This is a genomic window from Pseudomonas saliphila (assembly GCF_008638345.1).
Classification (GTDB): domain Bacteria; phylum Pseudomonadota; class Gammaproteobacteria; order Pseudomonadales; family Pseudomonadaceae; genus Halopseudomonas; species Halopseudomonas saliphila.
Window position 1 is genome coordinate 201,292 of sequence record NZ_VTVA01000006.1, and the last position, 22,901, is coordinate 224,192.

Sequence of the window (22,901 nt, forward strand, 5' to 3'; positions counted from 1 at the left end):
CGCTGTGGCGCGCTCTGAATTACTCCACCGTTACCGATTTGGCCAGGTTCCGTGGTTTGTCGACGTCGGTGCCCTTGACCAATGCCACGTGATAACTGAGTAGCTGCAGCGGGATGGTGTAGACGATCGGAGAGATACATTCTTCGACCCAGGGCAGCACGATGGTTTCGTTGCTTTCATCGTTGGGGGTCTGCTCGATGGTCTCACAGGCGAAGGTAATCAACTGGCCACCGCGGGCGCGGACTTCTTCCAGATTGGATTTCAGTTTTTCCAGCAAGCTGTCACTTGGCGCAACACTGACCACCGGCATATCTTCGTCGACCAGCGCGAGCGGGCCGTGCTTGAGCTCGCCTGCTGCATAAGCTTCGGCGTGTATATAACTGATTTCTTTCAGTTTTAGCGCGCCTTCCATGGCGATCGGGAAGTGCGTTCCGCGACCCAGGAACAGGGCGTGCTGCTTGTTGGCGAAACGTTCCGCCAGTTCGGTAATAGCTGGCTCAAGCGCCAGTACCTTGGTTATCACGTCAGGCAGAGCGCGCAGCGCCATGATGTTGGCAATGATCTGTTCCTTGCCGGTACCGCGCACTTGCGCCAGCGCAGTGGTCAGCCACAGCAGAGCAACCAGTTGGGTAGTGAAAGCCTTGGTGGATGCCACGCCGATTTCCGGGCCAGCGTGAGTGAGCAGGCGCCAATCGGCTTCGCGTACCAGAGAGCTACCCGCTACGTTGCAGATAGCAAGCGACGCAAGGTAATTCTGAGTCTTGGCATAGCGCAGGGCGGCGAGGGTGTCGGCGGTCTCGCCCGACTGGGAAATGGTGATTAGCAGCGTATTGGCCGGCACGACCACGGTGCGGTAGCGGTACTCACTGGCGACTTCCACCTGACAGGGAATGCCGACCTGCGCTTCGATCCAGTAGCGAGCGACCAGCCCCGCGTGATAACTGGTGCCGCAGGCCACAATATGAATGTTGGCCACATCGGCCAGGCGCGTTTCAGCGTCCGGGCCCAGCAAGGCGGTCATCACATGATCATCAGCAAGCGTTCCGGCAAGGGTTTCGGCAATGGCCGCTGGCTGTTCGAAGATTTCCTTGAGCATGAAATGCCGGTATTCACCCTTGTCCAGACTGTGCGCAGCATGTTCATAACGCTTGACCGGCCGCTCGACCAGCTCATGCTCGGCGTTCCAGATCTCGCAGCAGTTCATGCTGATGCGGGCGTAATCGCCTTCTTCGAGGTAGCGGAAGCGGTCCGTCACCTGCAGCAGCGCCAGTGGATCCGAGGCCAGGTAGTGCTCCTCACTGCCTTCGCCAATAACCAACGGGCTGCCCATGCGCGAGCAGTACAGCGTGTTGGGCTGATCCTCATGGATCATGGCAAGAGCGTAGGCGCCATGCAGTTCCGCAAGCGTTGCGCGGAACGCCGCCAGCAGATCCTTTGATTCACTGTAATGGTGGGCCAAGAGATGGCCGACGACTTCGGTATCGGTATCCGAGGTGAACTGGTAACCCAGATCCTTGAGTTTGCTGCGCAGCGGGGCATGATTCTCGATGATGCCGTTATGCACAACAGCCAGCCGTGTGGACAGGTGCGGATGGGCATTACGTTCCGCCGGCTTGCCATGCGTAGCCCAGCGGGTGTGCGCGATACCCAGGTGACCGTTGGCAGGCTGCACCGCGAGGCTGTTTTCCAGCTCGATGACCTTGCCTTCTGCACGCACGCGCTGGATGCCATTGCCTTCAGCAATCACCGCAACGCCGGCTGAATCGTAACCCCGGTATTCAAGCCGACGCAGGCCTTCCAGGAGAATAGGGGTGATGTTGCGTTGAGCGATGGCGCCGACGATGCCGCACATAGGTCTTGTTCCTTGAGGATGTGCAAAAGGTGCATTCTAGCATTGAGGGTAGCCCCTGGGTACGAAGCGGAGCACGATGTTGCAGCGGTGTGGGCTTTACCCGTGTGACTCTATAGTGGCGATGCAACGCTGAGGGTGAATTTGTTGTCTATGCTGGTTGTATCAACTGCGCAGCACCCGTGCCGGCCCCCAGGTTGCAATGGCTCTGATGATCATTCAGGGTGACCTTATTCCACGCCATGGCCGCCTTCCGTCGGTCAGCCCGAGAGGAGATTTGATCAATGTCCCAAGTGAACAGTCTGGGTACCATGTCTACCCTGCAGGTCGGAGACCAGACCTACCGATATCATTCGTTGCCCAAAGCAGCCGAACAGCTCGGCAATCTGGACCGTTTGCCGAAATCCTTGAAGGTGCTGCTGGAGAATCTACTGCGTCATGAAGACGGCGTGACCGTCGAACGTGACGATATTCAGGCCATGGCGGACTGGCTTCAGAACCGTTCATCCTCCCGCGAAATTCAATACCGGCCGGCCCGCGTGCTGATGCAGGACTTCACCGGTGTGCCGGCGGTGGTCGATCTGGCGGCGATGCGTGACGCAGTCGCCCGCGCTGGCGGCGATCCGCAGCGGATCAATCCGCTGTCCCCGGTTGATCTGGTGATCGACCACTCGGTCATGGTCGACCACTTCGGTGATCCCAGCGCCTTCAACGACAATGTCGAAATGGAGATGCAACGTAACGGTGAACGCTACGAATTCCTGCGCTGGGGGCAGAAGGCCTTCAATAATTTCCGCGTGGTACCGCCTGGTACCGGCATTTGCCACCAGGTGAATCTGGAGTATCTGTCGCAAAGCGTCTGGGCCTCCGAGGTGGATGGTCAGCAGTGGGCCTATCCGGACACGCTGGTCGGCACTGATTCCCATACCACGATGGTGAATGGTCTCGGCGTTTTAGGCTGGGGTGTAGGTGGCATCGAAGCCGAGGCCGCTATGCTGGGTCAGCCGGTGTCCATGCTGATACCCGAAGTGATCGGCTTCAAAATGACCGGCCGGTTGAAGGAAGGCCTGACCGCCACTGACCTGGTACTGACGGTCACCCAAATGCTGCGCGCTAAGGGCGTAGTGGGTAAGTTCGTTGAATTCTATGGCGATGGTCTGGCTGATCTGCCGCTGGCCGACCGCGCGACGATCGCCAATATGGCGCCGGAATACGGTGCTACCTGCGGGTTCTTCCCGATTGACGAAATCACCATCGGCTATTTGCGTCTGACCGGCCGCCCGACCGAAGTCGTCGAGCGGGTCGAGGCCTACTGCAAGGCGCAGGGTATGTGGCGCAACCCTGGCGACGAGCCGGAATTCACTGATAGCATGCACCTTGATCTGGGCGAGGTTGTGCCCAGCCTGGCCGGACCGCGTCGTCCGCAGGACCGGGTGGAACTGGGCAATGTGGGCAAAGCGTTCGATGAGCTGCTGGGATTACAGGTCAAACCTGCCGATCAGGAAGAAGCGCGGCTGGAAGGCGAGGGCGGTGGCGGCACTGCGGTTGGCGCCGAAGGCAGCCAGGCATCCATAACGCTTAACGGCGAAAAGCATACGCTGGAGCACGGCGCCGTGGTGATTGCAGCTATCACCTCCTGCACCAATACCTCCAACCCCAACGTAATGATGGCCGCTGGGCTAGTCGCCAAGAAGGCGATCGAGCGCGGTATTCAACGTAAACCCTGGGTCAAGTCGTCCCTGGCGCCGGGCTCTAAGGTCGTCACCGACTATCTGCAGAAGGCCGGGCTGACCCAGTATCTCGACCAGCTTGGTTTTAACCTGGTGGGCTACGGCTGTACTACCTGCATCGGTAATTCTGGCCCGTTGCCCGAGCCGATCGCCCAGGCGATTGGTGAGCATGATCTGGTGGTGTCGGCTGTGCTCTCAGGCAACCGCAACTTCGAGGGACGGGTACATCAGCACGTCAAAGCCAACTGGCTGGCCTCTCCGCCGTTGGTGGTCGCCTATGCACTGGCCGGGAACACCCGCATGAACCTGCTTGAGGAACCGCTGGGTCTGGACAAGGACAACAAGCCGGTATTCCTTCGCGATGTCTGGCCCAGTAACGCAGAGATCGCCGAAGCGGTGTCGCTGGTTGAAGACAGCATGTTCCGCACTCGCTACGCAGACGTGTTCACTGGCGACGAGCATTGGCAGTCGATCAAGGTGAGCGAGGGCAGCACCTACGATTGGAACAGTCAGTCATCCTACGTCCAGAATCCACCCTATTTCGAGACGATCGACCAGCCGCTGATCCCGCTTGCGCCTATCACCGGTGCTCGCGTCTTGGCAGTATTTGGTGATTCGATCACCACTGACCATATCTCTCCGGCCGGTAACATCAAGGCGTCGTCCCCTGCGGGCGAATACCTGCAGAGCCTGGGCGTAAAGCCGCAAGACTTCAACTCCTATGGCTCGCGCCGCGGTAACCATGAAGTGATGATGCGCGGTACCTTCGCTAACATCCGTATCCGCAACCGCATGCTGGGCGGCGAAGAAGGTGGGGAAACCATCCACACGCCGTCTGGCGAGCGTATGGCGATCTACGATGCGGCAATGCGTTACCAGAGCGAGGGCACGCCACTGGTGGTGATTGCCGGCAAGGAATACGGCACCGGTTCCAGCCGGGATTGGGCGGCCAAGGGCACCAATCTGCTCGGGGTCAAGGCGGTCATCGCTGAAAGCTTCGAGCGTATCCACCGCTCCAATCTGGTCGGGATGGGCATCCTCCCGCTGCAGTTTCTTGACAGCCAGGGCGTGGCGTCGCTGATGCTGGATGGTCATGAAGTACTCGATATCCAGGGCATCACTGATGACATCCAGCCAGGCCAGACGCTAAAGGTGAACGGTACCCGCTCAAATGGGGAACAGTTCAGCTTTGACGTCCTGTGCCGAATCGATACCCGTAATGAAGTGGATTACTTCAAAGCCGGTGGGATCCTGCATTATGTGCTGCGTCAGTTGATCGCCGAGTAGGGCGGCCGGAGGGCGTGGCGCGGTTGCGTTACGCCCTGCGGTTCAAGTGGTAAGCACACGAGCCACTAGCATGCGTTTGATTTCAGGAACGCATGATCCGCATTGCGTTCCGCAACCGAGCTGATCCTTCAAACCCTGCAAGTCCATTCCATGCTCGACGCCAGCGCGAATTCGGCTGGCGCTGACGTTCATGCAGTTGCAGATGGTTTTATCCGTAGCTGCTGCGCCGCCGCCGGGTGGCGATGCCAGTGGCGCCAGGAACCAGCGATGCAACGGTGAGCTGATTTCGCCTCTTTCCCACAGGCCGCGTAGCCAGTCGCGTGCAACCGCTTCGCCGGTCAGCCGGATAGCGGTGATGCGTCCCTGTTCGATGCGGATGCGCTTGCCAACGGACTGACCAGGATCGTCGTACACCAGCACGGACCCTTCGTTAACGCCGATTAGCCGGTCGAGGTTATCCATCCAGGCCGTATCCGGTGCGACTGTGTGTGCAGCGCGGATCAGCAAGGCCGGCCGATCGCGGCCCGTCAGTGCGAAGCTGGCGAAATCAAACTGCTCGCACAGCGGGCGCAGCGCGTCGAACCGCTGTTGCACATCGCCTTCCACCAGAACGAAAAGCTCCCACGCCAGCGCAACCGGCTGCACATCAATGCCGGTGTGCTTGAGCTCGGGCTGTTTGGACAACGGATCGAACGCCGGCTGGGTCAGCACGTTGACTCCGAGGCCTTTCAGATAACGGTCACCCCAATGCATGGGAATAAACGCCTGGCCGGGCCGCAGCTGATCATCCGCCAGCACGGGGAGAATCAGCTCGCCCCGCCGGCTGGTTACCTTCACCAGCTGGCCGTCGCTGAGGTGGCGTCGTTCAAGGTCGTCTGGATGCAGGCTCAGCTGCGCCTGATCGACATGCCCGAAGAGTTGCGCCGCGGTACCGGTGCGGCTCATGCCATGCCATTGATCACGCAGACGGCCGGTATTCAGTGTGAGAGGAAATTCTGAGTCGCGTTGTTCGATGGCCGGCAAATAGGGCTCATGCAGAAAACGCGCGCGCCGGTCATCGGTGGGAAAACGGCCATTGGCATACAGCCGTCGCGTTCCGACAGTCGCGCCAACAGGGAAGGGCCATTGCTGCGGCCCCAGCTCGTCGATCATTGCATGGCTCAAACCGCTGTAGTCAAGGTCGCGGCCCCGGGTCAGACCGATGAACTCATCAAACAGCTCGTCCGGTGCGCTGAAATCAAACAGACTTGCCTGCCCCGGGCGCAGTTGTTTTTCCAGCCGACGGGCGAAATCGCAGACGATATTCCAGTCCGCGCGCGCTTCCCCGGGCGCAGGTATCGCAGCGCGTACATGACTGATGCGTCGCTCGGAATTGGTCACCGAACCCTGCTTCTCGCCCCAGCTGGCGGCGGGTAGCAGCAGATCGGCGTATTGGCAGGTCTCGGTGTTACCGAAGGCCTCCTGCACGATCACAAAGGGGCAGGCCGCAAGCGCTTCACGCACCAGCGTCTGGTCCGGCAGGGATTGAGCGGGGTTGGTGCAGGCGATGTAGAGTGCCTTGATGCGGCCGCTGCGCGCTGCTTCGAACAGTTCGATGGCACTCAGCCCCGGCGTGCAAGGCAGATGATCGACGCCCCAGTAATCCGCCACTTCGTCACGATGCTCGGCATTGCCGGCGTCGCGATGGCCGGGCAGCAGATTCGACAGGCTGCCGGTCTCGCGGCCACCCATGGCGTTGGGTTGGCCGGTCAACGAGAAGGGACCGCTTCCGGCTTTGCCGATCTGTCCGGTTGCCAGATGCAGGTTGATGAGTGCGCTGTTCTTGGCGCTGCCGGAGGTTGACTGGTTCAGGCCCATGCACCATAGCGACAGAAAGCTCGGCGCGCTGCCGATCAGGCGCGCAGCCGTCTCGAGATCGGCCTGGGGAATGCCGCAGATAGTGCTCACCCTCTCCGGCGTGTATTCGGCAGCCAGCGCTGCGAGTTCGCTGAAGCCCCGGGTGTGTGCATCGATATAAGCACGGTCAATCAGCTTCCCGCGCACCAGCAGATGCAATAGGCCGTGGAACAGCGCGACATCGGTGCCGGGCTGGATCTGCAGGTGCAGGTCTGACAGCTCACAGGTATCGGTGCGACGTGGATCGACCACAATAATGCGCTTGTCCGGAAACTCGGCCTTGGCCTGCTCCAGCCGGCGAAACAGCACCGGGTGTGCGTAGGCCATATTGCTGCCGACGATCAGCACGCAGTCGCTGCGTTCGATGTCCTCGTAGGAGCAGGGCGGTGAATCGGCGCCCAAGCTGCGTTTGTAGCCTACCACCGCACTGGACATGCACAGCCGTGAGTTGCTGTCGATATTATTGGTGCCGATCAGGGCGCGTGCCAGCTTGTTGAAGGCGTAGTAATCCTCGGTCAACAGCTGTCCGGAAATATAGAACGCGACGCTGTCGGGACCGTGTTCGGCAATTGCCTGTCCGAACATCTGAGCCGCATGGCCCATGGCAGAATCCCAGTCGACGCGCGTGCGTGCGAGCCCCTTGCCGAGGCGCAATTGCGGGTAGAGGGCGCGGGCCGCCAGATCGCCGGTCTTGTGCAACGTCGAGCCCTTGGTGCACAGGCGTCCGTAATTGGCGGGGTGGGTCGGATCGCCCTGCACATCCAGAATGCGTTCGCCATCATGCTCGATCAGCACGCCGCAGCCGACGCCGCAGTAGCAGCAGGTGGACGCGGTTTTGAAGGTCATGCTATGGCTCTCAACGGTTCTGCGTTGCTGGCGGTCTGGCGCTGAGCGCTGGTATCGATGCGGCGTATTTCGCCGGCGGGCTGTGCGGCCAGACTGGCTTCGCCAAACATCAAATGGTGGCGGATCTCACTGATGTCCTGCCCGTTCTGAATCAGACGGACATACCATCCGCTGTCGGACGTGTCACCGTAGAGACAGGCCCCAACAAGAACGTCCTTCCTGATCACCAACTTCTTGTATACGCCGCGGATAGGGTCAGAAAGGGTGATGAATTCGCACTCCTGATCGCCGAGGAAATCGCCGGCGGAGAACAGGTCGATCCCGGTCACCTTGAGCTTGGTCGACGTGACTGAGCCCTGATAACGACCGAAGCCCAGCATGGCGAGGTGGTTGGCGCAGACCTTGGCCTGCTCGAACAGCGGCGCCACTAGCCCATAGGCGATGCCGCGATGGCTGACGCATTCACCGATCGCGTAGATGCGTGGATCAAAGGTTTGGAGGGTGTCGTTGACCAGAATGCCGCGATTGCAGGCCAGCCCGGCGGATTCGGCCAACTCGGTATTAGGCCGTATGCCCGCCGCCATCACCACGAGGTCCGCCGGAATTTCGGTGCCGTCATTGAACCGCACGGCGCACACCCGTCCCGCACCGTCATCGACCAGTTCACTGGTGAACTTCGGTAGCAGAAAGTTCAGGCCACGCTGCTCCAGCGCTTGTTGAAGCAGGGTGCCGGCGGTTTTGTCGAGCTGACGTTCGAGCAAGGTTTCGCCGATATGCACAACCGTCACGTTCATGCCGCGCAGCTTCAGGCCGTTCGCAGCTTCCAGCCCCAGCAGACCGCCCCCAATGACGACGGCGTGCTTGTAGCGCCGGGCAATCTTGAGCATGGCCTGGGTATCTTCGATATCGCGGTAACCGATCACGCCGCCCAGGTGATTACCCGGCACTGGCAGCATGAAGGGTCTGGAGCCTGTCGCCAGAACGAGGCGGTCATACTCGGCTTCGGTACCGTCGTCGGCGATAACCCGGCGCCGAATGCGATCGATCTTTTCGATTCTGCGACCAAGGTGTAGCTGGATACCGTTGTCCCGATACCAGTCCAGGTCGTTGAGAATAATGTCGTCGAAAGTTTGCTCGCCGGCGAGTACGGGGGACAGCATGATGCGGTTGTAATTGGGATGCGGCTCGGCACCGAACACCGTGATGTCGTACATATCCGGAGTCAGCTTGATCAGCTCTTCAAGGGTGCGAATACCGGCCATGCCGTTGCCAATCAGGACCAGTTTAAGCCTCTGCATGGAGTGCTCCTTTTATACGCGCAGTGCTCAGCGCTTGTTTAGCGGGAGCGCCCATCGCGCCGATGGACACCTCGTTTTGCTGTGAGAAGAGTGCACAGGTTGTGCCATGTCAGCTGCCGGCCTGAATAGCGGGCTAGAGGCGTTGTGCCGGGAATTCAGCGCCGTAATTGCACCGCGTTGAAGCTTTGATGCGCATTGGTGGTGCGCAGTGATGGGATGTGTTCCGGCGAAACCCATGGCCGACTGGAATGCTTGATCTTGTTGGGGACCTACTTTGGAGGGCCGGGTTCCATCCCGGCCAGCGGCGCTGGGGGAAGTCACATTTGTCGAGATGGAACTCGACACCCCAAAGCGCTCGGTTTCAACTCCGGCAAGTGCTCACCGGCGAGGCCAATGGTCGAGACGGCATCCATTATCAAACCCGTGCCGCCGTCATTACCGACGATCCCCAGGTGGTCCTCCAGCGGTATTTCACATTCAACAGGCTCACCCAGGCGAGCATTCCCAGACCGGCGAAGAGCCAGAGCGCCAATTGATAATCTCCGGTGTACTGCTTGAGCGTGCCCAGACCGGCGGCCAATACGAAGCCACCGACACCGCCGGCCATACCGATAAGCCCGGTCATGACGCCGATTTCACCGTGAAAGCGCTGCGGAACAAGCTGGAATACAGCGCCATTGCCAGCGCCGAGTCCGAGCATGGCCGCAACGAACAAGGCCAGTGCCGCATAAGAGCTTGATAGATTAAGGCCGACAATCGCGATGCATAGTGCGGCCACCGCGTACATGCAGGACAGCGCGGTGACACCACCGACCCGGTCTGCCAGCGCGCCGCCGAGGGGGCGCATGAAGCTCCCAGCCATGACGCAGGCGGCGGTGTAATAGCCCGCGGTGACTGGGTCCAGGCCGTACTGATCATTGAAATAGCCCGGTAAGGCACTGGCCAGCCCGATAAAGCCGCCAAAAGTAATGCTGTAGAAGAACATGAACCACCAGCTGTCCTTGTCGCTCAGCGCTTTAAGATAATCACGCGCCGCCTTGGGCTTGGGGCGTGCAGGAGCGTTGCGCGCCACCAGAATGAATATGATCAGTGTCGCGACCAGTGGAATCAGCGCCAGACCGAACACGTTCTGCCAGCCGAACAGATAGGCGAGACCTGGCGCAAACAGCGCCGCGAGTACCGTCCCGGAATTGCCCGCGCCGGCAATGCCCATTGCCGTGCCTTGATGTTCGGGGGGATACCACTGTGAGGCGAGCGGCAGCGCTACGGCAAAGGCCGCGCCGGCAAAGCCGAGGCCAACCCCTAACAACAGCGCCTGCTGATAGCTGTTGATACCCATCAGCCAGGCAAACAGCAGCGCGCTGATCACTATCAGCTGGCCGGTTATCCCTGCAGTTTTGGGCGACGCGCGGTCCGCCAGATAGCCTAGAACCAGCCGCAAAATAGCGCCGGCAAGTATTGGCGTGGCGACCATCATGCCCCGCTGTTGTGCGGTCAGGTCCAGATCGGTGGCGATCTGCACCGCCAATGGGCCAAGCAAGTACCAGACCATGAAGCTCAGGTCGAAGTAGAGAAAGGCGGCAAACAGCGTGGGCGTGTGACCTGCGTTCCAGAAGCTCTTGTTCATATGCTCCCCTTTAAGGTTATCGGGATGGATGTACCTTGAAGGGTGCAGTTTGCGTGCCAGAGCGGGGAGCGGGCATTGCGTCATACCGAGTCGAGGCGCTTGCGCAGACGCTGAAAGCGGACCTAGCCGGAAACGATGGGCGCCCGTTCCCAGGACGCGACCGGACCGGGCGCAACAACAAAGAGGGGATGGCAATCGGGGTTCGCGATCTCAAGCCAGCGTGTATGCAAGTCGGGACTACGGGCTTGCAGTTTGTTCATCAGATGGGCCCACTCGCATGCCATCTGGCCAGTCGTCGCAGCGATGGGTGCGACGGGCCCGGTGTAGGCGATCTTGCTGCGATCGAAGCGGTACCCCCGTGCAGTGGCTTCGGCCAGCACCGCAGCGAGGTACGCATCGATCGCCGCGAGCGGATCCGGATGAGCCCGGAACCGCTCAAGCTGGGGATGCTGCTTGTAACCCTTGGTCTGGTTATGCAGCACAGCACGCGCCAGCAGGCCTTCACGCCACAACGCTACGAGGCCTTTTGGATCGAGATATCTCGGATGAAGCGTCCAGAGTCGCATTCCCGGAACCGTTCTGAGCGGGACTATTTGTCCGTGACCGCACCCTCGGAGGCACTGGACACCAGCTTTGCGTATTTGGCCAGTACCCCGCGGGTGTAGAGCGGGCTCGGCCTGCGCCATCGCGCCTTGCGCTTGGCAAGCACAGGCTCTGTTACGTCCAGCGTGATCTGGCGGGTTTCGGCATTGATACTGATGCGGTCGCCGTCTTCGACCAGCGCGATAGGCCCGCCGTCGAAGGCTTCCGGCGTAATGTGGCCGACGACAAAACCGTGCGAACCGCCGGAGAAGCGGCCATCGGTAATCAGCGCCACGTCCTTGCCCAGCCCCTTGCCCATGATGGCTGACGTTGGCGACAGCATCTCGCGCATGCCAGGCCCGCCTTTAGGCCCTTCGTAGCGGATTACCACAACGTCACCGGCAACCACCTGGCCGTCGAGAATGCCGGCCAGCGCGGCTTCCTCCCCGTGGTACACGCGGGCATTGCCTGCAAATTGCAGTCCTTCCTTGCCAGTGATCTTCGCCACGGCGCCATCTGGTGACAGGTTGCCGTGCAGGATCACCAGATGGGAATCCTTTTTGATAGGGTCGGAGAAGGGGCGAATGATCTGCTGGCCCTGGGGATAGTCATCAATATCAGCGAGGTTTTCAGCCAGCGTCTTGCCAGTGACGGTCAGTGTGTCGCCGTGCAATAAGCCCGCGTCCAGCAGACGCTTCATCAGCGGCTGTATACCGCCAATCTCAACCAGCTCGGACATCATGTACTGGCCGCTGGGGCGTAGATCGGCGAGCACCGGGGTGGTTTTACCGGTCTCGGTGAAATCATCCAGGGTCAGTTCCACGTCCACCGCATGGGCCATGGCCAACAGATGCAGCACCGCGTTGGTCGAGCCGGCCAGCGCAATCACCACACGGATGGCATTCTCAAAGGCCTTGCGGGTCATGATGTCCCGCGGCTTGATGTCTTGTCTGAGCAGCTCGAGCACTTGTCGCCCGGCGTTGATGCAGTCCTCACTCTTGTCCAGCGAAACCGCATTCTGCGCAGACGAACCGGGCAGCGACATGCCGAGTGCCTCAATTGCCGAGGCCATGGTATTGGCGGTGTACATGCCGCCGCAGGAACCGGGACCGGGAATGGCGGTTTCTTCGATCTGCTTCACTTGCAGCAGGTCGATATCGCCCTTGGCATGTTGGCCAACGGCTTCGAACACAGAAATGATATCGGTGTGATTAGCGCCCGGTTTGATGGTGCCGCCATACACAAAAATGGAAGGGCGGTTCAGCCGCGCCATACCGATCAGACAGCCCGGCATGTTCTTGTCGCAGCCGCCAATGGCGACCAGACCATCGAAGCCTTCGCATCCGGCAACGGTTTCGATCGAATCGGCGATCACCTCACGGGACACCAGCGAATACTTCATGCCCTCGGTGCCGTTGGCGATGCCATCGGAAATGGTGATGGTGTTGAAGATGACGCTCTTGCCGCCATTGGCATCCACGCCGCGCCCGGCATCTTCAGCAAGCCGGTTGATGTGCATGTTGCACGGCGTCACGTTTGCCCAGGTCGAGGCAATCCCGACCTGGGGTTTGCTGAAATCTTCTTCAGTGAAGCCTACGGCGCGGAGCATGGCGCGAGCCGGGGCGGTTGCGACGCCATCCACTACCTGCGATGAGTATTTGCGCATGTCGTCTTTTTTATCCGCCATATGAAAGGCTCCGGCTGAGAAGTGTGGGTTAAAGATAGAACAGGGCAGGCCGAGGTGCCTGCCGGGTGAGTGCGATAGCGCACATCATAAATCAAGCTGAGTCTGGATGCCCTGGCTTCGCTCTTTCGCGTTCAGCGGTTCGCCTTTGCTCGAATCGTAGGTCAGAGCACCCTTGTACAGTCGAGCGGGACGCGTGAACGGGTGTTCGGTACAGTGTTTCTCATCCTGAATGTGGACGATGCGTGTCCCGGCGACCTGCAACACGTCCGATACCAGTGAGCGGTGGCAGCGCCACCATAGCACCTCAGCGCACATCATCGTGGTTCTGTACTGGGTAGCAAAATCGCACAAGCGCCGCAATCCGACACGGAATTCGTCACTCGCAACATGATCGGCATAGCCTCTGAACGACGTGTTGCGCCAGGCGATATTGACCGAATCTGCGGCGGGTCGGCGTCGACCGCCGAGCTCGGTGATCAACTCGTACTTTATGTCATGAGCGGCCAGGCTCGCTTGCAAGGTTTCTGTACCGAACTGAGGCAGACGTCGTGAGCCGGGGAAGCGGCGCACGTCAGCCACCGCTTCGATCCCGTGGTGCTGAAGCACAGCGACGAACTCTTCGATCGAGCGGGTTGAATGGCCGATGGTCCAGACGGTTTCAGGGAACGTCATATTCAGTTCAGTTTCCTGAGCGCATCTTCCTTGTGCATGGCGATGTGATCGGTTTTGTCGCTCTTGATCTCATACTGCGGCGCGTCTTCACTTGCTCGCCGGGTATGCCCTTTGTACGTGGTGTCGGAGGTGTGCACCCTGGTAATGGTGCCGCTGACCCGCCCGGCTTCGGAATTCCAGCTGACGTGGTCACCGACCTTGAATTTATGCGCCATGTCATGTCCTCTTTCGATGCCTGTCTGTGTGACAAGCAGCTGGATCGAAGGTTTGCTGATAATCTTCGGGGACCGGGTTGAAGGGGCAAAAGTCATGGGGCAAATGAAATCGGTAATCGCGGGCAGCATGCTGGTGTTGTCATCGCAGGCTATGGCTGGCAGCGAATGCGGCCAATTTATTTCGGATGCAGACATCATCGACTGCGTGACGCAGGAAAGTGAACGCGCTGACGCACGCCTCGACGAGACGTTAAGAGCACTGCTTGATGAGCTCGAATCCCACCCCCAGAACAATCCCCATGCACTTGAAACGCGTGAATTGCTGGTCCATGCGCAGGATCAATGGGCGGCATTTCGCAAGACCGATTGCGATGCTCGCTTCGCGCTCAACCAGGGCGGTTCAATACGCATACCGGCCTACCAGTTATGCATGACCGACCATGCGCAGAAGCGCGAACAGCAGCTCAAGGGTTTTCTTGATTAATGGGTAAGCTCGGCACGTTGAATAAGGAATTAGAGAATGCCGCAATTCGGTGAGGGTGACGCCTCGTACCAGGCCGCCGGAGGCTATGAAGGCATCCGTCAGTTGGTGGACGATTTCTATCAGACCATGGATGGCTTTGAGGGAGCAGCAGAGGTCCGCCGTCTGTATCCGGAAGATCTCAGCGAGGCGCGGGACAAACTGACTCGTTTTCTCTGTGGCTGGCTGGGAGGGCCGCGACTATATCGCGAGCGTTACGGCCAGATCAGTATTCCATCCTTTCACGCGCGTTGGGCTATTCACGAGGCCGAGCGGGATATCTGGCTGAGCTGTATGGCGGATGCTATCGAGCGGCAGGATTGGTCGGGGGCGTTCAAGGAGTATCTGATGACGCAGTTGCGGGTGCCGGCAGACAGGATTGTGTTGGCTTCGCGGGCGGTGCGGGATCTATAGGGTCTAGCCCGAGTAGCGCGGAACCAAACCCCGGGCGTCCTGCGGCCGCCATCGCCGCGGGTCGCGCCTCCCACGGGAAACTAAGCAAATATTAGAAAATTACGTGACTGACCGATAATCCGGGGCCAGAGCCAAACACAAGAGCTCAGAGAAGCATCTGCCGCCTAATTTGTGGGAGGCGCGACCCGCGGCGATAGCGGTATACCAGCAGAATATGAAGCATGACCCTTNAGCGGTATACCAGCAGAATATGAAGCATGACCCTTACGCATCGGTTCCAGCAACTCACCATCCAATAAAGCGTAGCAGCCGGTGAGATGGCTAGCATCCACGCTCACTCACCCCCCAAAACCACCCCCCGACACATCCGCTCCATCTCACCCGCCCAGCTCCGGACCTCATCCTCGCCAAGCTGCAGCAGGATGCTGTAGCGCCGCCCGCCCCACACGGCCAGATGCAGTGCCTCGATTGTTTCAGCGCTGACCGGCCGGGGCAGGTCTTTGCAGGCTTCGAAAACGCGCTGCCACATATGCTTGAGCTCGTTATGCGCGCGTTGCTGGTGCTTGTGCTCCGCCACCGTCGGTTCCAGTTCCAGCAACTTGGGGTGATACCACGGCAGGCCTGAACGCTCGAGCCCGCACACCAGCTGCAGCAAGCGATGGATGCGCTCTTCCCAAGGTAGCTCTTCGGGTTCGACTGCGGTTTGCTCAACTTGCTGAATCAGCGCCTCGATGCAGTGTCGAATATATCCGGAGTGCAAGGCCATCTTGCTGGGGAAGTAATCGTACAGCGTACCAACGGCGATGCCGCACTCCAGAGCAATGGCGCGGGTATTGATACGCTCCCAGCCATCGCGCTGCCAAATCCGAACATAGGTGTCGAAAATCGCCTGCACCGTGACCTTTGCGCGGGCCTGAGAGGGGCGCTTGAGCGGCTTGGTGCGGGGTTCCGGTGGCCGGTTACGCATCAGTGGTAACCGAACCCGGGAGCCGGATTGATGGGATACAGTCGTTGCACCTTGGCCTCACTGACAGGAAGGAATGAATATGACTACTGTAACGCAGTTGCAAACCGATAAATCAGCCCTGGAACGCACGCGCCTCGTGACGTCCGAATTGCCGAAGCTCGAAGTCGGCGAAGCGCTGTTGAAAATAACTGATCTGGCGATCACCGCCAACAACATCACCTATGCCGCCTTTGGTGACACGCCGCATTTGCGCTACTGGAGTTTCTTCCCGACCAAGGCTGAAGGTTGGGGCCACATGCCCGCCTGGGGCTTTGCCGAGGTAGTTGAGTCCACTGTTGAAGGCTTGGAGCCCGGCGAGCGTTTTTACGGTTACTGGCCGATCGCGACGCACCTGGTCATGCAGCCGGTGCGTGTTAGCGAGCGCGGATTCTATGACGGCGCTCCGCACCGCCTGGACCTGACTTCTGCTTATAACCATTACCAGCGCACCACCACCGATGCCGCATATCGTCCGGAATACGAGCCCTATCAGGCGCTTCTGCGGCCCCTGTTCATCACTTCCTTCATGCTCGCTGACTTCCTCGAGGACAACAGCTTCTTCGGTGCGAAACAGATCCTGTTTTCCAGCGCGTCAAGCAAGACCGCCTACGGCACCGCCTTCTGCCTGGAGAATCGCGACGATGTGAAGCTGCTGGGCTGGACCTCCAAAGGCAATCGTGACTTTGTCGACTCCCTTGGCTGCTACGAAAAAGCCGTGACCTACGACGAACTGGAGTCACTGGATCCAAGCGTGCCGACACTCTATGTGGATTTTGCCGGGGATAATGCGCTGCGTGCCCGTGTATATAAGCATTTCGGTGAGTCTCTGGTTTACAACTGCTACGCCGGTTCGGCGCAGTCGCAGGATCACCTCGACAAGGCAGACCAGGACCTGCCGGGACCGCAGCCGCAGCCTTACTTCGCACCCTATCAGATCAAGAAACGCAACACCGACTGGGGTCCGAAGGAAGTCACGCGCCGTTTCAATGAAGCGCAGCTGGCGTTCATCGGCCGTGTTAGTAATCCGAGCGCACCCTGGATGAATATCGCTCAGCATGCCGGATTCGAATCGGCTCAGCAGCTGATCGAAGACCTGGTTCTAGGTCGGGTCAATCCGCGCGACGGGCACATTGTTGCGGTCAGCGAGAAAAAACAGGCCTAAGCATCGCGCCTGTTGCTGGTCGCCCAGGGACGGGCGATCGCCCGATGTGTTACCTGGCGAGGAGGTGGGGCGCGATCTAACCTGAGAAGTCGATAATCAAACCGCACAGGTGAACATTATGGAAACTCTGGAGATATATCGCGGCCGACTGATCGATCACATCCAGCTCGTCGTGCGCGACCTTGCCGCCGCCGAACGGTTCTATACTGCTTTGCTGGACGTTTTAGACGTGCCGCTGGGCGGGCGAGGCGAGGGATTCTTCTGGGCCGATGAGCTGGTTGTATCAAGCGCCGACTCCCCGGCCGCGCTTGGCGAGCTGACCGGCCGCCAACATCTCGCGTTTCAAGCGGCAGACCCTCAACAGGTGGAACGTTTCTATCGTGCTGCGCTTGCTAACGGCGGCACAGATAACGGCGCGCCGGGCGATCGGGACTATCATCCCGGCTACTACGCCGCCTTTGTGCTGGACCCCGATGGCAACAACATTGAGGTCGTTTATCACGGCGAAGCCAAGCGTAGCGCTCCGTCGGTGCATATCACCTTCGATGCGGACTGAAAGTGGTCCGGCGCAGTTTGACGGTCCGGAGCACTCTCCACTTTCAGCTACTGTCTCGGGCGGTTACCGGTTTTTTTCGGCAAGATAAGCGCGCCACCCACCGAAGCGGGTTATATCCTCGGCACCTGCCAGACCATAAGGCTCGCAAATGAATCCGGTCTCCCAACGACCGTCCTCAAGCTGCACCTTGCCCAGCCCCAAGGGCGCAGGTATCCCGGTAAGAAACGATCCCAGTTCACCGCTCGGCAACTCCCAGACTTCTACGTCGATGGCTGCGCCATCTTCTGCCACGCGTACCATGCCGGGACGATAGGGCGGGCCGCCTGCCAGGGCGTAGAGCCGGTAGTCGGGTGAGCTGCGGGTGGCTTTGACAAGCCGTCCGCCCCGTTGCTGCAGTTGCCAGTTGAGCGGCAACCCCTCCAGATGGGCACCACAGACAACCAGCCGCGCGCGGTCATTGCGCGCTGGCTGCTGCGGTGGCAGAGCGTTGAGCCGGGTTCTGCCAACCAGTGACAACCCGTGCTGACGCTGCAAGCTGGCTGCCAGGCTGAGCAGGTACTGGTCGGTAAAGGCACGTCCGAACAGTGTGACGCCCCAAGGCAAGTTATTGCCCATGAACCCCGCCGGTACAGCGACGGCTGCGAAGTCGAGCATGTTCATGAAGTTGGTGTAGTAACCCAGGTCGGCGTTACGCTTGACCGGTTCGGCGTGCAGTTCATCCAGCGTCACCGGGCGCGGGAAGGCCGGGGTCAGCACACAATCGAGGTCGGCCATGATTGCATCACAGACGGCCTTGAGTTCCTGCAACCGGTACTGGGCACGAAACGCTTGCACCGCCGTGGTACCCGGCGCCTGTTCAAGCACGGCGCGAATCACCGGCAGCACCGCATCGGGTTGTTGCTCGATCAGTTCTCCGGCAACGCTGTAACGCTCCGCGACCCAAGGCCCTTCATACAACAGCTTGGCAGCTTCCAGGAAGGGTGAAAAATCGATTTCGACCGCTTCGCCGCCCATGGCTTGAAGATCGGCGATAGTCTTATCGAATAACGCCGGGCTTTCGACGCAGCCGAGAAACTCGAGCTGCCTGGGTACGCCAAAGCGGAAAGACGTTACTGCGCCGAAGGCTGAGCCGTCGTTCCACAGCGGATTCTTGCGGCTGTATTGGTCACGCGGATCGACCTTGGCAGTGAGCGCTAGCAGCTGGCTGGCTTCCTGCGCGGTGGCGGCAAAGTAGGTCACGCAGTCCAGTGTGCGACAGGCCGGTACGACGCCGGCGGTGGACAGCAATCCCTTGCTGGGTTTGAGCCCGACCAGATTGTTCAGCGCTGCCGGCACCCGGCCGGATCCGGCGGTGTCGGTACCCAGCGCGAAACTGGCCACGCCAAGGGCAACGGCGAGTGAGGACCCGGCACTGGATCCACCAGAGGGATACTCCGGATGCACGCTGTTGCGGCATTCACCATAGGGCGAACGCGTGCCGTTAAGTCCTGTAGCAAACTGATCCAGGTTGGTCTTGCCCAGCGGAATCGCGCCAAGGGCGATCAACTGCTCAACCAGCGTAGCGCTGCGGTCCGGTGTGTAGGCAAAGGCGGGGCAGGCGGCGGTGGTTGGCACCCCGGCCAGATCAATGTTGTCCTTGATGGCGAAGGGCACGCCGAACAGGGGCAGCTCGGCAGGTTGCTTGCCGTCCAGCGCATCCAGATAGGGCTCCAGTTCGGCTGGGCTGAGCAGATGGATGAACAGGTTGAAGTCCGGGTTCAGGGCGGCGGCCCGGTCGCGCAGGCTGCGTATCAGTTCGCGCGGGGTCAACTGACCTTCGCGGTAAGCGAGGCGCAGGGTGTCCAGACGCAGATCAAAGGTATTTACTGGCATGTTTCACGGACCTCTTCCAGAACGATCACCCGCTGACCGGCTCGCACGGCTGAACCGGGCTGAACCCGGACCTCACGCACGATCCCGTCGTGGGGCGCAGTAAGCGGGATTTCCATTTTCATTGATTCAAGAATGACCAGCACGTCGCCAGCCTTGACGACAGCGCCGGGCTCAACCTGTACCTGCCACAGGTTACCGGCAATATGGCTTTCGACACTGTGCTGGCCTGCTTCAAGCGGAGCGTTCTCTTCGGGTTCCGGCGCTGGTTCAACACTCTGATAGTCAGCCTGCCCGGATGCAATCCAGCGCTCGCGTTCGGCACTGAACGCCGAGCGCTGCTGGGTACGAAAATCACCGATTTCGGATGCTTCACGGTCGAGAAAGGCCTGGTAGTCAGCCAGGGACAATTCGCTGTGTTCGATCTCCAGGTCGAAGCGGCCGAGCGGGAAGTCGCGGCGAATGCGCAGCAGCTCGTCAGCGGAAACAGGATAGAAACGGATCTGATCGAAGAAGCGCAGCAGCCACGGCTTGCCATCAAAGGCCGCGACTTCGCGGTAGCGGTTCCACATCTGCAGGGTACGGCCGACGAACTGATAGCCACCGGGACCTTCCATGCCGTAGACGCACATATAGGCGCCACCAATGCCCACCGAGTTTTCCGCCGTCCAGGTGCGCGCCGGGTTGTATTTGGTCGTCACCAGACGATGGCGCGGGTCCAGGGGCGTCGCCACGGGCGCACCCAGATACACATCGCCCAGGCCCATGACCAGATAGCTGGCGTCAAATACTGTGCGGTGTACCGCATCCAGATCGGGCAGGTCGTTGATCCGGCGAATGAACTCCAGGTTGCTCGGGCACCAGGGCGCATCCTTGCGCACCGTGGTCATGTATTTCTCGATGGCCAGCTGGCAGGCCGGGTCGTCCCAGGACAGCGGCAGATGCACGATGCGCGACGGCACCTTGAGGTTGTCAGTCTCACAGACCTGATCCCACAGGCCTGTGATGGTCTCCAGCAGCGACGCGAGGGGCAGCGTCTCCGGCTGATAATGCACCTGCAGGGAGCGGATGCCGGGCGTCAGATCGATCACGCCGTCCAGTTGTCTGGCTTCCAGCGCCTGCATCAGGGCGTGCCCGCGAAAGCGCAGCACCAGGTCGAGCTCGGCATCACCAATTTCCATCAGCAGGTGCGTATCGCCGGCCAGCCGCGCAACCAGCCGTTTGTCGTGCTGTCCCAGATCCAGAACGATCGGTGAGCACAGCTCAGGCACGGCGAGATCGTCGGTTTTCTGGGAAGGCTGTGGCTGCAGGCTGGCGCATTCCGCGTTCATTGTGCGTGCCAGGCTGCGCGCAATATCAACGGACACCGGTACGAACCGTACCTTGTCGCCGGCCTTGAGCTGGCCAAGTTGCCAGAGGTCAGCCTCGATCACCGTCACCGGGCAGACGAACCCGCCGAGACTGGGCCCATCCGGCCCCAGGATCACCGGCATGTCGCCGGTGAAATCCACGGCACCGATGGCGTAGGGGTTGTCATGGATATTGGAGGGATGCAACCCGGCTTCGCCGCCACTGTCGCGGACCCACTCAGGGTTGGGGCCGATCAGTCGCACGCCGGTCCGGCTGGAGTTGAAATGCACCTCCCAATGGGTGGTGAAGAAGGTCTTTATGTAGTTATCAGTGAAGTATTCCGGCGCGCCATGGGGCCCGTAGATGACGCGGATCTCGCGCACTTCCGGAAGCTCACCCAGCAGCTCGCCTGGCAGGCTTGCACCGACAGATGTGTCATCAAGCGGGGCGAGATGCAGGACGTCACCGGCCCGCAGGGCGCGACCACCGTGGCCGCCGAACTGGCCCAGGGTGAAGGTGCTCTTGCTGCCAAGGTAGTCCGGCACCTGCAGCCCGCCGCGCACGCACAGATAGCTGCGTGCGCCCGTGCCGGCAATGGTCCCCAGCGTCAACACGCTGCCAGCCGACACCAATAGCGCGGTGGCCATGGGTTGTTCGATACCGTCCAGCTTGATCGGCAGAGGCGCGCCGGTTACAGCGATTACCGCATCAGTATTGAAGCGCAGGCTGGGGCCGCTCATGGTTATTTCCAGGCCGGCCGCGTCTGCGTCATTGCCCAGCAGGGTATTGCCCAGGCGCAGGGCACGGCTGTCCATCGGGCCTGAGGGCGGGACGCCGACGGCCCAGTAACCCAGCCGGCCGGGATAGTCCTGCACGGTGGTCTGGGTTCCGGCGCTCAGCACTTCGAAGGTAGTGGCCCGGTATTCCAGTTGCTCCAGGCAACGGGTCCAGGGCGCGCCGCTGGCAAAGGGCATATCGGCTAAAATCTGCCGCAGATAGTCGCGGTTGGTTTCTACGCCATACAGCGTGATGTCTGCCAGCGCGGCGTCGAGGCCGGCGCTGGCCGACGCCCGGGATTCAGCCCAGCTGATGACCTTGGCAATCATCGGATCGAAATACGGCGGGATTTCGCAGCCCGCTTCGACCCAGGTATCAATACGCAGCTGCTTGCCATCGGCATGCGGGAAGTCGACTGCAGTGAGCAGCCCCGGGCTCGGTTGAAAGTCGCGCCCCGGATCTTCGGCATACAGCCGCGCCTGAATAGCATGACCCTCTGGCTTGAGCGACTGTGCCAGCGTGGACAGTGGCGCCAGGTCGCCAGCCGCCAGTTCCACCATCCAGCGCACCAGATCAACGCCCCATACCTGTTCGGTAACGCCGTGCTCGACCTGAAGGCGGGTGTTCACTTCCAGGAAATAGAACTGCTCGGCATCGCCGTCGTAGACAAATTCCACGGTGCCGGCGCTGCGATACTTCACCGCTTCGCCGAGCTTGATGGCCGCCTGGCACAAGGCCTCGGCCATGCCGTCGGGAAGATTGGGTGCGGGCGTTTCTTCCAGCACCTTTTGGTTGCGCCGCTGAACCGAGCAGTCGCGTACGCCCAGAGCAATCACCTCGCCCTGGCCGTCACCGAATATCTGCACCTCCAGATGGCGGGCGTGCTGGATGTACTTCTCGATGAACACGCCCGCGTCACTGAAGTTGTTCTGTCCGAGCCGCTTGACGGCTTCGAAGGCTTCACTGAGTTCACGTTCGGTATTACACACCCGCATGCCAATCCCGCCACCGCCAGCGGTGCTCTTGAGCATCACCGGGTAGCCGATCTGAGCGCTGGCGGTCAGGGCTGTTTCCAGGCTGTCGAGCAGCTCGGTGCCTTCGAGCAGCGGTACATTGTGCTGTTTGGCCAGCGCGCGAGCGGTGTGCTTCAAACCGAACACGCGCAGTTGCTCCGGCGTCGGGCCGATAAAGGCGATACCGACCGCTTCGCAGGCTTCGGCGAAGGCCGCATTTTCGGATAAAAAGCCGTAGCCGGGATGGATAGCCTGGACGCCGTTGGCCTGAGCAATGCCGAGTATCTTGTCCACGGCCAGGTAGGTTCCGGTCGCAGGGCCTTCGCCGAGACTATGAGCTTCATCGGCTTGCTGAATATGCAGGCTGGCGGCGTCGGCTTCGGAATAGACCGCGACACCTTTTACGTCGAGTTGGCGAAGGGTACGCAGAATGCGGCAGGCAATGGCCCCGCGGTTGGCAATAAGCAGTTTGTCGAACATGGCAGTTCCCTCGAGAGGGTAGGCGGGCCGTCCCGCTTTTATCTTCTGCACCACGGTCGTCCGTG

At 60.4% G+C, this 22,901-nt stretch carries 15 protein-coding genes and 1 pseudogene; 5 read left to right on the plus strand and 11 right to left on the minus strand.

Annotated features, from left to right (window positions below):
* Window positions 1–19: 19 nt before the first annotated feature.
* Complete coding sequence (gene glmS / locus FHK95_RS09130; RefSeq protein ID WP_150304295.1) at window positions 20–1,852, minus strand: glutamine--fructose-6-phosphate transaminase (isomerizing); 1,833 nt, start codon at window positions 1,850–1,852, stop codon at window positions 20–22.
* A gap of 281 nt (window positions 1,853–2,133) precedes the next feature.
* Between glmS and acnA the strand changes: the two genes are divergently transcribed.
* The gene (gene acnA / locus FHK95_RS09135; RefSeq protein ID WP_150304296.1) at window positions 2,134–4,866 is read left to right on the plus strand and encodes an aconitate hydratase AcnA; all 2,733 of its coding nucleotides are present in this window, start codon (window positions 2,134–2,136) and stop codon (window positions 4,864–4,866) included.
* Between the two features lie 42 nt (window positions 4,867–4,908).
* Here acnA and FHK95_RS09140 read toward each other — a convergent pair whose 3' ends face one another.
* The 7 genes and pseudogenes from FHK95_RS09140 to FHK95_RS09170 all read right to left on the minus strand — a co-directional run bounded on the left by FHK95_RS09140 (window position 4,909) and on the right by FHK95_RS09170 (window position 13,689).
* On the minus strand, window positions 4,909–7,608 hold the full coding sequence (locus FHK95_RS09140) for a nitrate reductase (protein ID WP_150304297.1): 2,700 nt from the start codon (window positions 7,606–7,608) through the stop codon (window positions 4,909–4,911).
* Between the two features lie 89 nt (window positions 7,609–7,697).
* A pseudogene (locus tag FHK95_RS09145) lies at window positions 7,698–8,906 on the minus strand (NAD(P)/FAD-dependent oxidoreductase); the annotation flags it as partial.
* Window positions 8,907–9,321: 415 nt separating this feature from the next.
* Window positions 9,322–10,533: a nitrate/nitrite transporter gene (locus FHK95_RS09150; protein WP_150304299.1), complete on the minus strand. Its 1,212-nt coding sequence runs from the start codon at window positions 10,531–10,533 to the stop codon at window positions 9,322–9,324.
* 122 nt (window positions 10,534–10,655) lie between these two features.
* Complete coding sequence (locus tag FHK95_RS09155; protein ID WP_150304300.1) at window positions 10,656–11,099, minus strand: pyrimidine dimer DNA glycosylase/endonuclease V; 444 nt, start codon at window positions 11,097–11,099, stop codon at window positions 10,656–10,658.
* A 23-nt stretch (window positions 11,100–11,122) separates the two neighbouring features.
* Window positions 11,123–12,802 carry a dihydroxy-acid dehydratase gene (gene ilvD, locus FHK95_RS09160; protein ID WP_150304301.1) on the minus strand — a complete coding sequence of 560 codons (1,680 nt, stop codon included), beginning with the start codon at window positions 12,800–12,802 and terminating at the stop codon, window positions 11,123–11,125.
* Window positions 12,803–12,886: 84 nt separating this feature from the next.
* Window positions 12,887–13,474 (minus strand): DUF488 domain-containing protein, encoded by a 588-nt coding sequence (locus tag FHK95_RS09165; RefSeq protein WP_150304302.1) that lies wholly within the window; start codon window positions 13,472–13,474, stop codon window positions 12,887–12,889.
* A gap of 2 nt (window positions 13,475–13,476) precedes the next feature.
* On the minus strand, window positions 13,477–13,689 hold the full coding sequence (locus FHK95_RS09170; protein ID WP_150304303.1) for a hypervirulence associated TUDOR domain-containing protein: 213 nt from the start codon (window positions 13,687–13,689) through the stop codon (window positions 13,477–13,479).
* 94 nt (window positions 13,690–13,783) lie between these two features.
* Between FHK95_RS09170 and FHK95_RS09175 the strand changes: the two genes are divergently transcribed.
* Window positions 13,784–14,173 carry a lysozyme inhibitor LprI family protein gene (locus tag FHK95_RS09175; RefSeq protein ID WP_178114752.1) on the plus strand — a complete coding sequence of 130 codons (390 nt, stop codon included), beginning with the start codon at window positions 13,784–13,786 and terminating at the stop codon, window positions 14,171–14,173.
* Window positions 14,174–14,209: 36 nt separating this feature from the next.
* Window positions 14,210–14,623 carry a group II truncated hemoglobin gene (locus FHK95_RS09180; RefSeq protein ID WP_150304305.1) on the plus strand — a complete coding sequence of 138 codons (414 nt, stop codon included), beginning with the start codon at window positions 14,210–14,212 and terminating at the stop codon, window positions 14,621–14,623.
* A 334-nt stretch (window positions 14,624–14,957) separates the two neighbouring features.
* Here FHK95_RS09180 and FHK95_RS09185 read toward each other — a convergent pair whose 3' ends face one another.
* Complete coding sequence (locus tag FHK95_RS09185; RefSeq protein ID WP_150304306.1) at window positions 14,958–15,590, minus strand: TetR/AcrR family transcriptional regulator; 633 nt, start codon at window positions 15,588–15,590, stop codon at window positions 14,958–14,960.
* Between the two features lie 79 nt (window positions 15,591–15,669).
* Here FHK95_RS09185 and FHK95_RS09190 point away from each other — a divergent pair, with 79 nt between their 5' ends.
* Both FHK95_RS09190 and FHK95_RS09195 read left to right on the plus strand, forming a co-directional pair.
* Window positions 15,670–16,791 (plus strand): DUF2855 family protein, encoded by a 1,122-nt coding sequence (locus FHK95_RS09190; RefSeq protein WP_150304307.1) that lies wholly within the window; start codon window positions 15,670–15,672, stop codon window positions 16,789–16,791.
* A 118-nt stretch (window positions 16,792–16,909) separates the two neighbouring features.
* Window positions 16,910–17,347 (plus strand): VOC family protein, encoded by a 438-nt coding sequence (locus tag FHK95_RS09195; protein WP_150304308.1) that lies wholly within the window; start codon window positions 16,910–16,912, stop codon window positions 17,345–17,347.
* A gap of 63 nt (window positions 17,348–17,410) precedes the next feature.
* Here FHK95_RS09195 and atzF read toward each other — a convergent pair whose 3' ends face one another.
* Both atzF and uca read right to left on the minus strand, forming a co-directional pair.
* The gene (atzF, locus tag FHK95_RS09200; protein ID WP_150304309.1) at window positions 17,411–19,219 is read right to left on the minus strand and encodes an allophanate hydrolase; all 1,809 of its coding nucleotides are present in this window, start codon (window positions 19,217–19,219) and stop codon (window positions 17,411–17,413) included.
* Window positions 19,210–22,836 carry an urea carboxylase gene (uca, locus tag FHK95_RS09205; RefSeq protein ID WP_150304310.1) on the minus strand — a complete coding sequence of 1,209 codons (3,627 nt, stop codon included), beginning with the start codon at window positions 22,834–22,836 and terminating at the stop codon, window positions 19,210–19,212. The genes atzF and uca overlap by 10 nt, the downstream gene beginning before the upstream one ends.
* Between the last annotated feature and the right edge of the window lie 65 nt (window positions 22,837–22,901).

Excerpts from the sequence above, each read along its gene's own strand:
- glmS (WP_150304295.1), bottom strand. The coding sequence starts at position 1,852 with ATGTGCGGCATCGTCGGCGCCATCGCTCAACGCAACATCACCCCTATT.
- acnA (WP_150304296.1), top strand. The coding sequence starts at position 2,134 with ATGTCCCAAGTGAACAGTCTGGGTACCATGTCTACCCTGCAGGTCGGA.
- FHK95_RS09140 (WP_150304297.1), bottom strand. The coding sequence starts at position 7,608 with ATGACCTTCAAAACCGCGTCCACCTGCTGCTACTGCGGCGTCGGCTGC.
- FHK95_RS09150 (WP_150304299.1), bottom strand. The coding sequence starts at position 10,533 with ATGAACAAGAGCTTCTGGAACGCAGGTCACACGCCCACGCTGTTTGCC.
- FHK95_RS09155 (WP_150304300.1), bottom strand. The coding sequence starts at position 11,099 with ATGCGACTCTGGACGCTTCATCCGAGATATCTCGATCCAAAAGGCCTC.
- ilvD (WP_150304301.1), bottom strand. The coding sequence starts at position 12,802 with ATGGCGGATAAAAAAGACGACATGCGCAAATACTCATCGCAGGTAGTG.
- FHK95_RS09165 (WP_150304302.1), bottom strand. The coding sequence starts at position 13,474 with ATGACGTTCCCTGAAACCGTCTGGACCATCGGCCATTCAACCCGCTCG.
- FHK95_RS09170 (WP_150304303.1), bottom strand. The coding sequence starts at position 13,689 with ATGGCGCATAAATTCAAGGTCGGTGACCACGTCAGCTGGAATTCCGAA.
- FHK95_RS09175 (WP_178114752.1), top strand. The coding sequence starts at position 13,784 with ATGGGGCAAATGAAATCGGTAATCGCGGGCAGCATGCTGGTGTTGTCA.
- FHK95_RS09180 (WP_150304305.1), top strand. The coding sequence starts at position 14,210 with ATGCCGCAATTCGGTGAGGGTGACGCCTCGTACCAGGCCGCCGGAGGC.
- FHK95_RS09185 (WP_150304306.1), bottom strand. The coding sequence starts at position 15,590 with ATGCGTAACCGGCCACCGGAACCCCGCACCAAGCCGCTCAAGCGCCCC.
- FHK95_RS09190 (WP_150304307.1), top strand. The coding sequence starts at position 15,670 with ATGACTACTGTAACGCAGTTGCAAACCGATAAATCAGCCCTGGAACGC.
- FHK95_RS09195 (WP_150304308.1), top strand. The coding sequence starts at position 16,910 with ATGGAAACTCTGGAGATATATCGCGGCCGACTGATCGATCACATCCAG.
- atzF (WP_150304309.1), bottom strand. The coding sequence starts at position 19,219 with ATGCCAGTAAATACCTTTGATCTGCGTCTGGACACCCTGCGCCTCGCT.
- uca (WP_150304310.1), bottom strand. The coding sequence starts at position 22,836 with ATGTTCGACAAACTGCTTATTGCCAACCGCGGGGCCATTGCCTGCCGC.